The sequence below is a fragment of the Chroococcidiopsis sp. [FACHB-1243] genome (assembly GCF_014696895.1).
Lineage (GTDB): Bacteria > Cyanobacteriota > Cyanobacteriia > Cyanobacteriales > Chroococcidiopsidaceae > Chroococcidiopsis.
Window position 1 is genome coordinate 1 of record NZ_JACJQX010000074.1, and the last position, 14045, is coordinate 14045.

The following is a 14045-nucleotide window of genomic DNA, read 5'->3' on the forward strand; positions in this document are numbered from 1 at the left end:
GTGCCTAGAAACTACAGCCGCACAGAGAGCAGAGTTAACCGAGCGTGCTTGGACTTGGAATGACATTGCTACGTATCCCACACTTGTGTAGGGCATGACCGTCCAACCTATCCCAAACTCGTAATCGATGAGTTTGCATCCATTACTTTTGAGGAAGATGCAGGTTCAGATCGAGAAGATATTATCGCCTGCGCTCCGGCGCAACTACCAGAAAATTATGCTGCTAGACGCAATTGAGACGGCAATGAACCGATCGTGCTACTCCTATTGGGCAAATGACTAGCGAGGCAGGTCGTTGCCTCTCGTTTCGCGAGCAGGGATAAGCATCATCAATCCGATGAGATAGGCAAAAGCAAACGTGAAGATGCCTCGATCGTAACCACCCAGCACTTGAATCAGAACCCCGACGAAGAACACGGCGATCGTCGTCAGCAGTCGTCCTACATTAAAACTAATACCTGTAGCAGTGGCGCGGACGTGAGTGGGGAATAGCTCAGGAATATAAGCCGACAGTATGCCTTGATTGAAACCGATGAAGAAAGACAGCACGAAGGCAAGGGCAAACAACAGCGGCGTAATCTCGTGTATCGTCACGAATAAGATAGCTGATGTGGTGAAAACACCAATGTAACCAACAGCTGCTGCACGCTTGCGTCCTAGAGTGTTCGAGACAGCACCGCTGATTAATCCGCCCACAAATGCGCCGATGCCAAGCGCGATCGCACTCAGGCTGCGGTTGCCTTGCGCCTGTACTGGAATACTCAGACTGCTCACCCACGCAGGTATCCATGTATAGGCAGCCCATAATCCGATCAGCATACTACCATAAAGCCCCACACCGATTGCCAGATCTTTGCGGTGTTGCGGCTGGAACAGGTGCGATCGCGCTGCGACGAATTCGCCTGTAGTTTGTTTGCGTGCCTGCCAAATCTCGCTTTCCCGCACGAATAGCAAGATGAGGAAGACGAGCAAGATGGAGAGACTGCCCAGCGCGTAAGCCGTGCGGAAGTCGGCAATGCTTGCTTGGAACAAACCCGTCAGCACGAAGCCCAAGGGGAAAGCGTTAATCAGGATGCCAACGACTCGCGCGCGGTTCCCCTTCGCCCACGTCTCGCTGGCGAGAACGGCTGTAGCGAGCAGGATGCCCCCAGCTCCGGCTCCCGTTATTATGCGCCAGAGAACTAGAGACGCGAGCGACTGCACGAAGGCTGTGCCCAGCATACCCAGACTGCAAGCGAGCGTACTTGTGACGAACGCCACCTTACGTCCCAGCCGATCGCCCAATCCGCCCAGCAGCAAGCCGCCCACTGCCCATCCAAACAGAAATGCCGCACCAGCAAACGATCCAACCTGGGCAACGTCCTGCCGCGTTGCAGTTGGGTAAAGCGCCTGCACCATCGGTGGCAGATACACGCCGAACAACGTCGCACTGAGTCCCGCGCTCACCGTTGCCAGCCACGATACAAAGAAGAGTGTCCATTGCTGCATGAGACTAAAAATAGCGTATACTTTCTAACCGTCTATTTGAAAAGTGCTAGCTCTTTACAGAAGCTCAGATTCGTATATCCAAAAAGTATATCTTTTCACGCCTCAACTAGTCGTTACAATTTATGCTTTTTTCTCGAAAATTACACTTGAAACTCCATTTTTTGGAATTCAATCTTTTTCCCATCTGCTGCACGATCGAGCGATTTTTAGCACGGTCGTATCTTTTTATCTTTAGATATGTTTCTATGTGCCGAGTAACGTCCCACATTACGATCTACAAGTTCTACATCCCAGTTATTGCAACACTTAGCAATTTTGGATCTGGAAGCATTCGAGACAATAAATAGTTAAATACCATGTAGACGTATAGTTGCACTAGAACAAATTAGTTCTATACTAAGCAATAATCTCTTCACTACTAAAAAAATGTCTCATATTGGTATACTATGTCCTGGAGCAATCGGTCATCTAAATCCCATGTGTAATTTGGGAATTGAACTGCTGCGTCGCGGACATAAAGTCACATTGTTTGGCGTACCAGAAGTAGAAGAAAAAATTTCCCAGTCTGACTTGGAATTTTATGAAATTGGAACTAGTGATTTCCCTCCTGGCAGCATAGAGGCTATTTACACCCAGCTAGGACAATTAACTGGATTAAAAGGATTAAAATTTGCCATTCAGTTTTTTGAGAAGGAAGCTAGTATGTTGTTTCGTGATGCTCCTGGGGCTATTCGCAATGCTAGAGTTGACCTTCTTCTCATCGATCAAGTTACAACTGCTGGGGGAACTGTTGCCGATTATCTAAACTTACCTTTTATTACAGTCTGCAACGCATTACCGATTAATAGAGAACCTGGTGTTCCTCCTTATTTCACTCACTGGAGATATGAAAATGTTTGGTGGGCTAAGCGGCGAAATCAATTGGGAAATGTCCTAATCAATTACCTCAGCCGACCCATTTGGAATGTCATAGTCCAGCAGAGAGAAATATGGCATTTGCCACGTCATCATCAACGAGATGATGCCTATTCGCAACTTGCTCAGATTGCTCAGTTGCCTCAAGAACTCGATTTTCCTCGTGAAAAAATCGTGCCTTGGTTTCATTATGTAGGAACGCTAAAAAGCCCTAAAGATATAGAGCCTGTATCGTTAAACAAGCAGTCTTTCTCTTTTGAAGAACTAGATGATAAACCCTTAATCTATGCATCTCTGGGAACATTACAAAGCCATAACTGGAAAATTTTTCATTGTATTGCTGAAGCCTGCTTGGATATCAATGCACAGTTAGTAATTTCTCTAGGAAATCCTAAAGCAGATCCATCGAAGACTAATTTCCCAGGCAACCCACTTGTCGTTGCTTTCCCACCTCACCAACAATTGATTAACCGTTCTAACTTGGTCGTGACTCATGCAGGCAGCACAGCAGTAAGTTGTTTAAGTAGTGGAGTTCCTATAGTTGCTATTCCTATTACTACCGATCAACCTGGCATGGCAGCAAGGGTAGCACGAGCTGGAGCTGGTGAAGTTGTCCCCCTGGCAAAACTAAATGTTGCCAAATTAAAAATGGCAATTGAGCGGGTGTTTGAAGATCGCACTTATCGAGACAATGCAGCAAAACTACGTTCTGCTATTCAGAATGCAGGAGGAGTAGTCTATGCTGCCGATGTTGTCGAACAGGCGATCCACACTAAGAGTCCTGTTTTTAATAGCCGTCTGCGTCGTTCTGTCTGAGCTATCCTATCCAGTCAGACACACTGATAGCCAAATTTACTACGAGGAGCGGGGTATGGTTAACACCCATTGATTTCTCGTTCCGACCTTTTAGGAGTTGGCTCACAAGGAATAACATTTAGGAGAGCGATATTTTACATACCCACTTCTGAAATCAACTCGATGAAGATCGCTTCTTCATAGCGTTCTAGCGATTTCAAGTTGAGATTGTACCCCGATCGACCGTGAACTTTGTCACCCAATGACAAGGGTTTCTTAGTGAGATTGCGAGCGATTAAAACCCATGTTACCAAATATTACAAGGAAGAATGAAGAATAAGTCAGCCGGTTTCTGTGTCACAACGCCAGCGAGAAAAAGCAAACTTTGGCAGCAGCATTTTTGGCAATATTTAATTCAAGATGAGCGAGATTTTACTCTACATTGTTCGCATTATTTAGGTTATTTTGTTAATTAATTTTGCTCCTGCGACTTATTCAAGAGACTTATAGCAAAAGCAAATATAAGAGTAATAACACCATAAAGTAATGAATGGCTCAGAAAGCTTTCTCCTCCTAAAAGTCGATCAAAAACTACCCTAACACCGCTCAACAGTATAGCAAAGATAGTTAGCAAAGTAACAACAAAACCAACTAGGAGTTTGAGCTTTCCTTTAACCAGCCAACTGCAATATATGCCCACAACAAGTGACTCCAAAAATGCTGCCAGTGGAAAGAAAGGATTTCCATTGGAGCATCCAGAAGCAAAAACACAAAGAGATGTACTAACTATATAAGTACATAAATCTATAGCTATCCCAACAAACAAACTCGTCTTATTAGGATATAGTTTCAATACTTCAAACACGATTACCTCCTAATTTTATATTTAATGCCGATACACGATCGTTGGTCAAAAATTAAGTTATCGGTCAATTTTGTGCGTTACACTGACTTCGTTGACGCACTCTGCGAAAGCGGCGATCGCTCAATTTTCAGGACAGTCGCTACTAAATTTGCTACGCTCTCGTTGAGACACCCCAGTAGCGAGAGCGAGCAGATTTACCTTAGATGCATGAACTTAGGAAGATGTTGCAGTTTATTCCACGCTTTCCCGACGCACAATCTAATAATTCCAGGTTGGCTGGTTTTCTACTAGACGTTGCTAGTCGCGATCGTCACTCTTCCTTGGGAAGCTTACAAAGGTCGAAGAACCCGAGCGAAGACAAAATCCGCTAAATCCATTCCCGACAGAAAACCATGATCCCCATCCCACTGAAAGTGGACACCCAGATAAACGCGACTTCTGGCATTTTCTAGTGCTGCTGCAGTGAAACTGTTATAGGTTCGCTTGACTCCCTCAGCATTAGGATCGTCCGTATCAGCACTGAAAGTCACATTATCGGTACCAAAGTAATTCCGCATCATACCTGCATGGGCTGCGCCAAAGGTAGCATGACCGGAAACGTAGGCAGGGAAAGCAGGACTAAACCGTCGTCCCTGTCGATCGATCGACAGGGGCTGCCAATTGCGGTCTGCTTCCGTGAGCAGGTTACCATCAGTATCTGCCTCACGAATAGCGGTTTCAGGTCGCCACAAATCGATTTGTGAGGAGTATTTGGCATCCCAGGCAACAACTCCCGCATCTGCTAGAGCGATGCCAACTAAAGCAAATAAACGGGCTGTTTCTAGTAACGGTAATTGGCGCTGTTGAGCAACAATTTGGGTAATGCGGAATAAATGACCAGGTGGTTTGTAAGTGCCATCAACATCATTCGCCCAGAAGAAAGCAATTTCAGTTTGTTCGGGGGTACGAACTGGTGAATTTGCCGCACCTAATTGTTTCACCTCGTTAAATTGCGCTGCATATTCCGAGCTGCGTAGCATTTCTACCTTATTAGGGTAGTTACCAGGTAGGGGGGGACGAAATGGAGTCAGGTCGCCGGACTCACCAGGGCGGATGCTGAAAGGTCTGACAGCAGGCCATTGCGGCGTAACAGGATCGCCGGAGCCAGTAGGTCTCCAGTCACCAGGGTTATTACCTAGCTGGTAGCGAGGGGGAAGTTCCGAGCCGTCACCAGTGCGTTGAGCGATTATCAGATCGGCAACAGCACGTCCTAACATTTCCTCCGACCTCCCTGGTACCGCTCCAAGTTGCTCTAAGGAAGCATTCAAGGCAGAGTCAAATTCGTTAATTTGGTTGGGATAGACTTTACACAATACTTGGTGAGCAGCAAAAACCGCCGCTGCTTCTGCCAAAGTCCCAGGCACTGCTGTTGGCAAACTAGACAAATAAGACTGATAAGTAGGTGTAGGCTCAAAGATGTTGATGACATCGTACATGGCGATATGCATCATTGCTCCAGCGCGGGCGATTGGGCAAGGAGCACCACCAATTTCACGAATGGTTTCTAGAAAGACGTTATTCCACTCAATAATTACGTTCATTGTCTACTCCTAAATGAAAACTTTAACTTCAGCCTGAAATATCAGTGATTTGAGAGATAGGTTATTCTTCTCTCAGGTCCAGCTCGTGAACCCAAAGGGGGTTGCGTCATAATTTTCTATGAAAATTAACAGGTGAATCTTTAATTGTTAGCTTGAGAAGTTTTATTCACGGGCATCGACCAAAGTTTGATGGTTTCATCGCTACTACCACTGGCAAGAGTTCGACCATCTGAGCTAAAAACAACAGACCAAACTGGTTTAGCGTGTCCTGTAATAGTGCTTAATTCTTCCCCTGTAGTTGGATTCCACAACTTCATCATCCGATCTGCACCACCACTGGCTAAGCTCTGACCATCAGGGCTAAAAGTAACCGACAAAACTTTCCCGTTATGTCCCGTCAGAGTACGCAACACTCTGCAATCATTTACCTGCCACAGCTTAATCGTCTCATCAGCGCTGCTACTAGCTAGAAGCTGACTATTTGGGCTAAAGGCAACAGATAAGACCTCACTAGCATGTCCTACCAATGTGCGTAATAATGCCGCACTTGCTTTTCCTGGTTGAGTCTCTATTTGCCATATCTTAATCGGACCGTTGTTACTACCGCTAGCTAAGAACTTTTCATCAGGACTAAAGGCAACAGACTTCAAAGAGCTAGTATTTTGAACTGTGTAAAGTTCTTTCCCAGTTTGCAAATCCCAGAGTCTAATGGTGTCATCAGCACCACCACTAGCAACTAAACGACCACTGGGACCGATCGCAATAGTTTCCACGTCATCAGTATGACCGTTGAAGGTACGCATCAACTTGCCCGTCTTCAGATTCCAGAGCTTAATCCGGTTATCCCAACTGCCACTAGCAAGGATTTTGCGATCGGGACTAATAGCAATAGATTTGACTGCATCAGCATGAGCTTTAAAGGAGTAGAGTAATTCGCCAGTTCGCAGATTCCAAACCTTGAGCGTGCCGTCATAACTGCCACTAGCTAATGTCTGATTATCTGGGCTAATCGCGATCGCATAAACCCAAAATGAATGTCCTTTGAGCGTGCGAACAGGTTGAGGATTTGTCAAAGACGCACTAGTTGATGTGCGATTTCTTTGAGCAAAGAATCCAAAATAACTGAACCCGATTAGGACTGTTGTCGTGGCGATCGCTAAAGCTATAAGTTGTTTTTGGGAAAATAGCTTTAACAGCATGGCAATGTACTTCTTCGGTAAAATTAGAGCGATCGCTAGCGGCGTTGTCGAGCAATCTTTGCTGAAGATGCTTTGCTCAGGTCTTTTTGTTGCTGACCTTGGCGTTCGAGCTGGAGCCGGATGAGAAATAAAACAATTATTCCAGCGCTCGATGCAATGCCAATAGGTGTTAAATACGTCCAATGACCTGCCATTTTATCCCAGATATGCCATGTTAAAAGAAACATGGCTAAGTAAGTTAGTTTATGCAACTGCTTCCAGTTTTTCTTCAGCTTCCTTACACTCCAGTCATTAGAAGTTATGGCTAGAATTGTAAAAATAGTGAAAGTAGATATGCCTTGTACGTAAACCCAAAACGTTTTTGGATCGGAAAAATCGAGCTGTCTTTTTTCGACGAGCAGATAACCATGAGCTAATGCCAAAAAGAATGCAATCACACCAATGAGTCTGCGATGTTTCAGCAACCATTTAGGAATGCCTGTTTCTTTAGTTTTAGGAAAAACAATTCTGAGAATTGTGGGAAGTAAAGTGACAATGTAGCTGACTAATGCTAGAAAACCTAGAAAATTAGGTAGCGGAAACGAATCTAGTACAAACATGAGCTAACTCCGCAGATTCTAGTACAGATATGTATAAGTCATGGTTAACTCAGCAACAATTGAGCGTACATCTTGCTACAATAAACACTTTAAGCAGAAAATTAATGTTCATGACTCTTTTCCAGGTTGTGTTGCAAAAACTTTTGTAGAACAGAGAAACGGAGTTGCTGAATGAATCGTTCGCGGATCTGCTGATTATTGAGTTTCATGATGTCATGAGGGATGTTTAGGAGAAGCAACTGCCGTTTCAGGAGAATTTGTGACAACAGAACTGGGAGGTTCTTTTAAGAAAAAAGCACATAAGCTAGCACAAATTAGAGCTGTAACGCCCATGCTGTAAAACAGAGTTTGGGCATTGCTGAGACTGTAGATCAGCAAATAAACCACACCCCCCACGTTGCCATAAGCACCCACGCTTCCCGCGATTTGTCCGGTTGCAGACTTGCGGATTAATGGCACAATACTAAAGGTTGCCCCAGCTCCAGCTTGAACAAAATAGGCGCAGAACATCGTTACCCCGACCGCAACAGTAAGATTTGAGCGATCGTCAAGCTTGCCCATGAGTAAGTAGCCGATGCTAATGCCAAGCGTTAGTCCTGTCGTCGTCCATTTCCGACTACCAGTGCGATCGCTAATCCATCCGCCGCTAGGACGAGACACTAAATTTAAGACTGGATAAGCGGTTGCAACCAGACTTGCCACCACCGGATTTAGCCCAAACGTTTGTTCAAACCAAGTCGGCAAAATCGATAACACGGTAATTTGAGAGCCAGAGTTGGTTAAATAAGTAAAGTCGAGCAGCGCGATTTGCCGCATCTGGTAGCGTTGGTTAAGCGGATAGTGTTGACTAGGCTGAAGAAACTCTGAACTAAAAGGATTGAGCGAGCCGACAATTTCCCGATTCACCTGCCAAGCTCTGTAGAACTGAAATAAGTACAGTAAACCCAGAAAGAACCAGATGAACCCTACTTGAACCCAAGTCAAGAAGCGAACGTTGTTCTGAGCCAGCGGATAGGTCAGCAATCCTAGCGAAACGAGCAACCCTAAATCCAACAGCGTCATTGCCCAAAAACTACACCCGCTTGTGACTTCTAATCCACCATGTCGCTTAGGACGCTGGTACACCTTGCCAGGTGGGGTGTCTTGGGTGTAACGAAAATAGAGGCTGCCGTAAACAGGGGTTACAAAACCAATCGCGGCGATCGCCATCCGCCAGTTCAACGTTCCACCTGTGAAATAAGCGATCGCCACGGCTAGCAGCGGCAGACAAAACTGAGCTGCTGCTGCACCAAAGTTGCCCCAACCGCCGTAGATTCCTTGCGCCAGACCAATTTCTTTTGATGGAAACCATTCTGCAACCATGCGAACGCCAGCCACAAATCCAGCTCCCATGATGCCGTTAATCAGACTGCTCCAAACCAATTGATGAAAATCGCGTGCAGTTGCACTCAGCAGGCAAGGCACAATCGCAAAAACGAGCAATGCCGAAAACGTTAATCGCGGTCCATAGCGATCGAGTACCATCCCAATTGCAATCCGAGCCGGAATGGTCAGCGCCAAATTGCAAATTGCTAAAACTTTCAGTTGCGGTAAGCTCAGGTGCAGTTCGTGCTGTATTGTTGTGGCAAAGGGGGCGAGGCTAAACCAAACCACAAATGAGAGAAAACGAGCGAACCAATTGAGATGAAGAATGCGATAGCGATCGCGAAACGAGAACAAAGCTGGGAGCATGGTTTGGATCTTTTGAAGGTTTTGGGCGATCGCAGATTTGAATATAGATTTAGCAAAGCTATTAGATTGAACAGCTAAGGATGACGCTCGTATCTCATGCCGCAATATATGAGTTTCATATTTCACCTTTTAAAATTTAAAATGTGTGGTGCGCGAGTATGAACTGTTTGCGGCAGGGTAGTTCATTTCTGCCATCTATTTCCGTTCCGCGCTAATATTCACTCAATGCGTGTCAAAATCTCACTTGCTACTCGCTCGGCTGATTCTAGAGCTGACTCCATGCTAGGAGATGCGATCGCCGTATGTTCGCCAGCAAAGTGAATTCTTTGCCAAGGTTGAGCCATTTTGCCTCGAAAGCGGCGGATTTGTCCAGGTGCAAAGTGAGAATAAGCGCCTCGTGCAAATGGATCGCGACCCCAAGAAACAACACTGGCTATCTCCACATTTCCCCTACTTGCAGGGCGGATGCGCGCCAGTTCCGCTCGGACAAATTCAGCTAATACCTGCGAATTCATACTATCCAACTGTTGAGCACTAGCACCACCTGTAATGCAAGCTAAGTTTTGCATTCCTGTTTCATCCTCTACGGTATAAATACTTTGAAGTGGCGTATCCGTCCACATTTGCGGGGGGAATCCATCTTCCTTCCAGAAGGGACGGCGAACTGCCAATTGAACTCGCGTCACGATCGTATAGGGTAATTCTGCTACTGCTTCAGCCTGCACGCCTTGTAGCTGAGGAGTTATTTTTATCCGCCGCAGCACGGAAAATGGCAAAGTCACGATAGCATAATCAGCTTGAAACCTCGATCCGTCAGCACATTCGACTTCCACTCTAGAGTCGCTCGATCGCATCGACTTTACCACCTTGCGAGTTTGAACGGGAAACTTTAAGGCTGCTGCCATTTTCTCTGGTAGGCGAGAGTTACCGCCCTCGATTCGCATAGGTTGTTTACCGAGAGTCTTAGCTCTTTGGTTATTTCGGAGTGCCCAGAGAGCAGAGGTAGCCTCCACACTATTAAAGAAGGAAGTAGGATTGAAGTTCATCAGACGTAAAGCTTCTGAAGAAGCGCCTTTGGTACTCAGATATTGCTTTAAGGGAATGTCGAAATCGAAATATTCTGCCCTTGTCCAAGCGGTGTCATCCGGTAAAGGATTATCTGGGCTGAGGTAAGATGACAACAGTTGCGGTGGTAGTGTGTTGCCTTCTGCCACTGCTAACAAGTTAGCAGGAGATGCAGCCCAGTTCGGAGGCAGTACGGGTTGCCCGCGCACGTACAACAGTGTTCCTTGCCCCGAATTAATTGTTGGTTGAGTAGATACTTGCAAATTTTCGGCTAGAGCGAGCAAGCGCTGGTAATTCTCATTGAGTGCTTGACCTCCTGCTTCTGGTTTGCCAGGAATATCATCTAGAGTATAGACGCGACCACCAACGCGATTGCGTGCTTCTATTACAGTCACTGCTAGTCCTTTTGCCTCTAACAGCAACGCTGTATATAAGCCCGAAAGACCAGCGCCGAGAACCAATACCGAGGTTGGTTTACTCTCGGCTGCTGCTACCTGCTGGAATGCCCGCCCCAAAACAAATGAGGTTAAAACTGTCTGGCTAAGTCCCCAAAAGAATTCACGACGATTAAAATCTTTGGTAGTCATGGTTTTTTTCTATTTGATGGATTGAGTGAGTGCAGGTGTCTTTTACAGCAAACAGAAACGTTTTCTGACGAAAAAGCTAGATTGGCTCAATATTGTATTCGCTGCCTCGGCTACTAATTGTCGACCAAAACTGTGAAAGCAGCGACAGCTATCAATAGCTTAGGTTTCTACCAACTCCAAGTAATTTTTCCGCTTGAGGCAAAGTAGACAATTGCTTTGTGTTAGGAACGACTGATAGTTTACTCTGATTTTGTTTACCAGTACGTGCCTTCACGCACTGGCGTTTGTCAAAGTTGGAACTGAAACTAGATCGAAGTACTACGGCAAGACTGTAAATGCGTAGAACTGATTATTGGGTGTTGTGGTTGGATCGTAGCGCCTGTAGCCAGAACCCCAATACACCATACCATTAACTACCACAGCACCTGCATGCACCGATCCGCCACTGTTAAATCTCCAGAGAATATTACCAGTCTTTGCGTCCAATGCATACATATTATTCGCGCCTTGCCCTGCTGCCATTGAGCCAGCATACACAACTTCATTGGCTACCGTCATTGGAGCTTCAACCTTCCCACCTGCTGCTGTCTGCCAGATAATCTTGCCAGTTGCTGCGTCGAGCGCACTCCACGATCCACCTGTGGTAGTCTCACCCGAGGGCTGTAGCTTGTACTCCTTGAACTCGGAGTTTAAGTTCCCAACATAAATTTGTTGACCATCTGTGGCTGAACCCCACTGTGCAGCGTACGAGCCACTAGGACCAAAGGTTTGGCTCCAGACAACTTCGCCAGTATCCGCATCAAGCGCCCAAAAGATACCGCTTTTCTGAGCTGCGCCGACTAAGTCGCGCCGTTTTCCATCCTTCTTCACAGTAAATAGCATTGGTGCCTGAGCAAAGTCATAGTCTTCTCCTTGTGGGTCAGGGCAATTCGTCGGATCGAAGCCTGGAAAGCAGGCTTGATTGAACGCATCGTACCCTTGGAGTCTTCTCGCCCACTGAATCGCACCAGTATCGAGATCGAATGCCATAATCGAGTCTAGATGATTGTCAGGGTTGAGGCACTGTGACTGCTCGCTGGGCGTTGAGAAATTCGCAATGCAATCTTTTTCCGCCTGAGGCACATTGTAGTTATTGCCAGTGGCGATATATACCGAGTTCCGCTTAGGATCGATTGCTGGTGTGCTACCCCATATTGCTGCGCCTGAGTAGCCACCTGGCTGACCACCATTATCCGGTACGGTGTAAGTCTTCCACAAAATCTCTCCAGTGTTCAAATCGACCCCCATCATGCTGCCACGGAAGGTGCAGCATTTGTAATTTGGATCTGCGCTAGGGTTTCCCTCCTCCAGTGAGGCAAGTCCAACATATATACGGTTGTCATAAACAGCTGGCGACTGAGTGACGATCGCGTCTGAACGCTCTTCAAGTTTTGTCTTCCAAATTAGCTCTCCCGTGTCTTTGTTAATTGCCATCAGAAAGGCACCTTCCTGAGTGCCAATAATTACTTTGTTTCTCTCGACTGCTGGATGTGTACGCGAGACAACTTTTGGGAGATTTGGGTCACTAATGTAGTTAGCGACACCTTTTGACCAAATCTGTTCGCCCGTCTGTGCATCGATCTTAAACAAGTTACCGCCCCAGTCCGGCAAGTATACAGCTCCATCCACTACCGCTGGTGTCGCCGAGATATTGCCGCCGGTTGTAAAAACCCATTTAGGGGACAATTTATTCACATTCGCCGGACTGAGATATTCCTCAGTTGCTTGATAGCGGGTATTCTCTAGATTTTGTCCACCCATCTTCCACTCACTTTTGGTATTAGCACCACTGCCAATTGTTGGCACAATTAGGAGTGATGCTACCGTAACGATGACTATTGCCCATCTCAAAAATGAATAATTTCTAGTCACTGTGCTTCCTTTTCTATCATTACCGAATAGCGATTGACGTTACCGCTATAAGTAAACGAATAAATTCACCTTCGTCCAACAAAAACTTTAATTGAGCCAAATACTAGCGGTTGTCTCCAGATTTGTTAAGCTAGCTAGTTTTTGGATGACAATTAATCTTGCTCAAAGTTTCATAACTTAAACAGGAATTAGCAATCGTGACGTTGCTAATTTGAAATCTAAACTTAATCGCTCTGCTAAATATATCCAAGCTTGATGAAGCATCGGATAATTTTTTCGTTTTGCTACTGCTTCGCCGATCGTCAGGGTTGAGAGTAAGCTTTTATTCATAGTTAATCAGCACGTTTTAAATCCGATCTGTTTTGCCTTCAGTGCAATCAAATCTGAGAATCTCTAAGGTTGTCTGCAACCGCTCAATAAACAATTCAAGCTCTACATAGGTTGCTTCAATTACCGCTAGATTTTGCCGTTTGATTTGGTTTGACTTAAGTTCATTCAATACTAATTCCAACAATAACATAGCCTGCTGGGCATCCACCTGAGCAGTAATAGCGTTATCTATTGCAGTACTCTTATAGTGAGCTGCTAAATAAACAATTGCGTGAATTGTTTGGAAATAAATCACAGTTTGAAAAATAATGTGTGAATTATAAAACATGACAATTTTCTCATTTGGACTGATTAATGTATTGCTGCTAAAAATCGTAACATTCTAGGCTCGAAGTCTCAAGCAATCTACTAGATAAAAAAGGAGATATTAGTACATCTTTCTTAGCTGAAGCATACGACAATCCACTCTATTTGGGCAGCAAGTTCAAATTTGTGAGTTTCGATCGCAATTTGTAGTCTCTTATCGATCTGTTATTGAAGAATTTAGGGTGCAGTAGCTTTGAACGACAAGATTACTGCACTGATATCGAATCATGGTAAAGACACACCTAAAGAGCGCCCCTACAATAGAAAAATTAATGCACAGCCTCAGTAGGCAATTCCGCACCCGCAGGAGAGCGCAAATCTTCCACCATCTCTTGTACCGCAATTGGAGGAGGAGGAGTCAGCCGCGACACCATCAGCGTGACGACAAAGTTAATTATCATCCCGACAGTACCAATCCCTTCCGGGGAGACACCAAAAAACCAAGCTGGCATTTGGTAGAACTTCACCCCAACAATATAGAACAGAGTAAAGATTAAACCAACTATCATCCCCGCGATCGCACCTTCTCGATTCGTTCGTTTGTCGAAAATCCCGAGAACAATTGCCGGAAAAAAGCTAGCCGCAGCTAACCCAAACGCAAACGCCACCACTTG

Annotated in this window: 11 protein-coding genes and 2 pseudogenes; 2 read left to right on the top strand and 11 right to left on the bottom strand. The window is 45.5% G+C overall.

Annotated features, from left to right (window positions below):
• Positions 1–108: 108 nt before the first annotated feature.
• Positions 109–237 (top strand): annotated as a pseudogene (locus H6G17_RS34975) (phenolic acid decarboxylase); the annotation flags it as partial.
• Positions 238–279: 42 nt separating this feature from the next.
• Here H6G17_RS34975 and H6G17_RS30110 read toward each other — a convergent pair.
• Entirely contained in the window at positions 280–1488 is a 1209-nt protein-coding gene (locus H6G17_RS30110; RefSeq protein ID WP_277876127.1) for an MFS transporter, read from the bottom strand.
• A gap of 426 nt (positions 1489–1914) precedes the next feature.
• Here H6G17_RS30110 and H6G17_RS30115 point away from each other — a divergent pair, with 426 nt between their 5' ends.
• Positions 1915–3219 (top strand): nucleotide disphospho-sugar-binding domain-containing protein, encoded by a 1305-nt coding sequence (locus H6G17_RS30115; RefSeq protein ID WP_192162193.1) that lies wholly within the window; start codon positions 1915–1917, stop codon positions 3217–3219.
• A 451-nt stretch (positions 3220–3670) separates the two neighbouring features.
• Here the strand turns inward: H6G17_RS30115 and H6G17_RS30120 are convergent, their stop codons facing one another.
• From H6G17_RS30120 to H6G17_RS30165, 10 genes and pseudogenes are all read right to left on the bottom strand, one after another.
• A complete protein-coding gene (locus H6G17_RS30120) occupies positions 3671–4063 on the bottom strand; it encodes a hypothetical protein (protein ID WP_192162194.1) in 393 nt (130 codons plus the stop codon).
• A 329-nt stretch (positions 4064–4392) separates the two neighbouring features.
• On the bottom strand, positions 4393–5643 hold the full coding sequence (locus H6G17_RS30125; RefSeq protein ID WP_192162195.1) for a vanadium-dependent haloperoxidase: 1251 nt from the start codon (positions 5641–5643) through the stop codon (positions 4393–4395).
• A gap of 140 nt (positions 5644–5783) precedes the next feature.
• Positions 5784–6842: a WD40 repeat domain-containing protein gene (locus H6G17_RS30130; protein WP_192162196.1), complete on the bottom strand. Its 1059-nt coding sequence runs from the start codon at positions 6840–6842 to the stop codon at positions 5784–5786.
• 35 nt (positions 6843–6877) lie between these two features.
• Positions 6878–7441: a ferric reductase-like transmembrane domain-containing protein gene (locus tag H6G17_RS30135; RefSeq protein WP_192162197.1), complete on the bottom strand. Its 564-nt coding sequence runs from the start codon at positions 7439–7441 to the stop codon at positions 6878–6880.
• Between the two features lie 213 nt (positions 7442–7654).
• Positions 7655–9172, bottom strand: coding sequence for a NarK family nitrate/nitrite MFS transporter (locus H6G17_RS30140; RefSeq protein WP_192162202.1), 1518 nt, complete (start codon positions 9170–9172; stop codon positions 7655–7657).
• A gap of 218 nt (positions 9173–9390) precedes the next feature.
• Positions 9391–10824 carry an NAD(P)/FAD-dependent oxidoreductase gene (locus H6G17_RS30145; protein ID WP_192162198.1) on the bottom strand — a complete coding sequence of 478 codons (1434 nt, stop codon included), beginning with the start codon at positions 10822–10824 and terminating at the stop codon, positions 9391–9393.
• A 318-nt stretch (positions 10825–11142) separates the two neighbouring features.
• Entirely contained in the window at positions 11143–12735 is a 1593-nt protein-coding gene (locus tag H6G17_RS30150; RefSeq protein WP_192162199.1) for a PQQ-binding-like beta-propeller repeat protein, read from the bottom strand.
• A gap of 177 nt (positions 12736–12912) precedes the next feature.
• Entirely contained in the window at positions 12913–13065 is a 153-nt protein-coding gene (locus H6G17_RS30155; RefSeq protein ID WP_192162200.1) for a hypothetical protein, read from the bottom strand.
• A gap of 16 nt (positions 13066–13081) precedes the next feature.
• A complete protein-coding gene (locus tag H6G17_RS30160; protein ID WP_192162201.1) occupies positions 13082–13393 on the bottom strand; it encodes a hypothetical protein in 312 nt (103 codons plus the stop codon).
• Between the two features lie 307 nt (positions 13394–13700).
• Positions 13701–14045: pseudogene (locus H6G17_RS30165) on the bottom strand (cation acetate symporter); the annotation flags it as partial.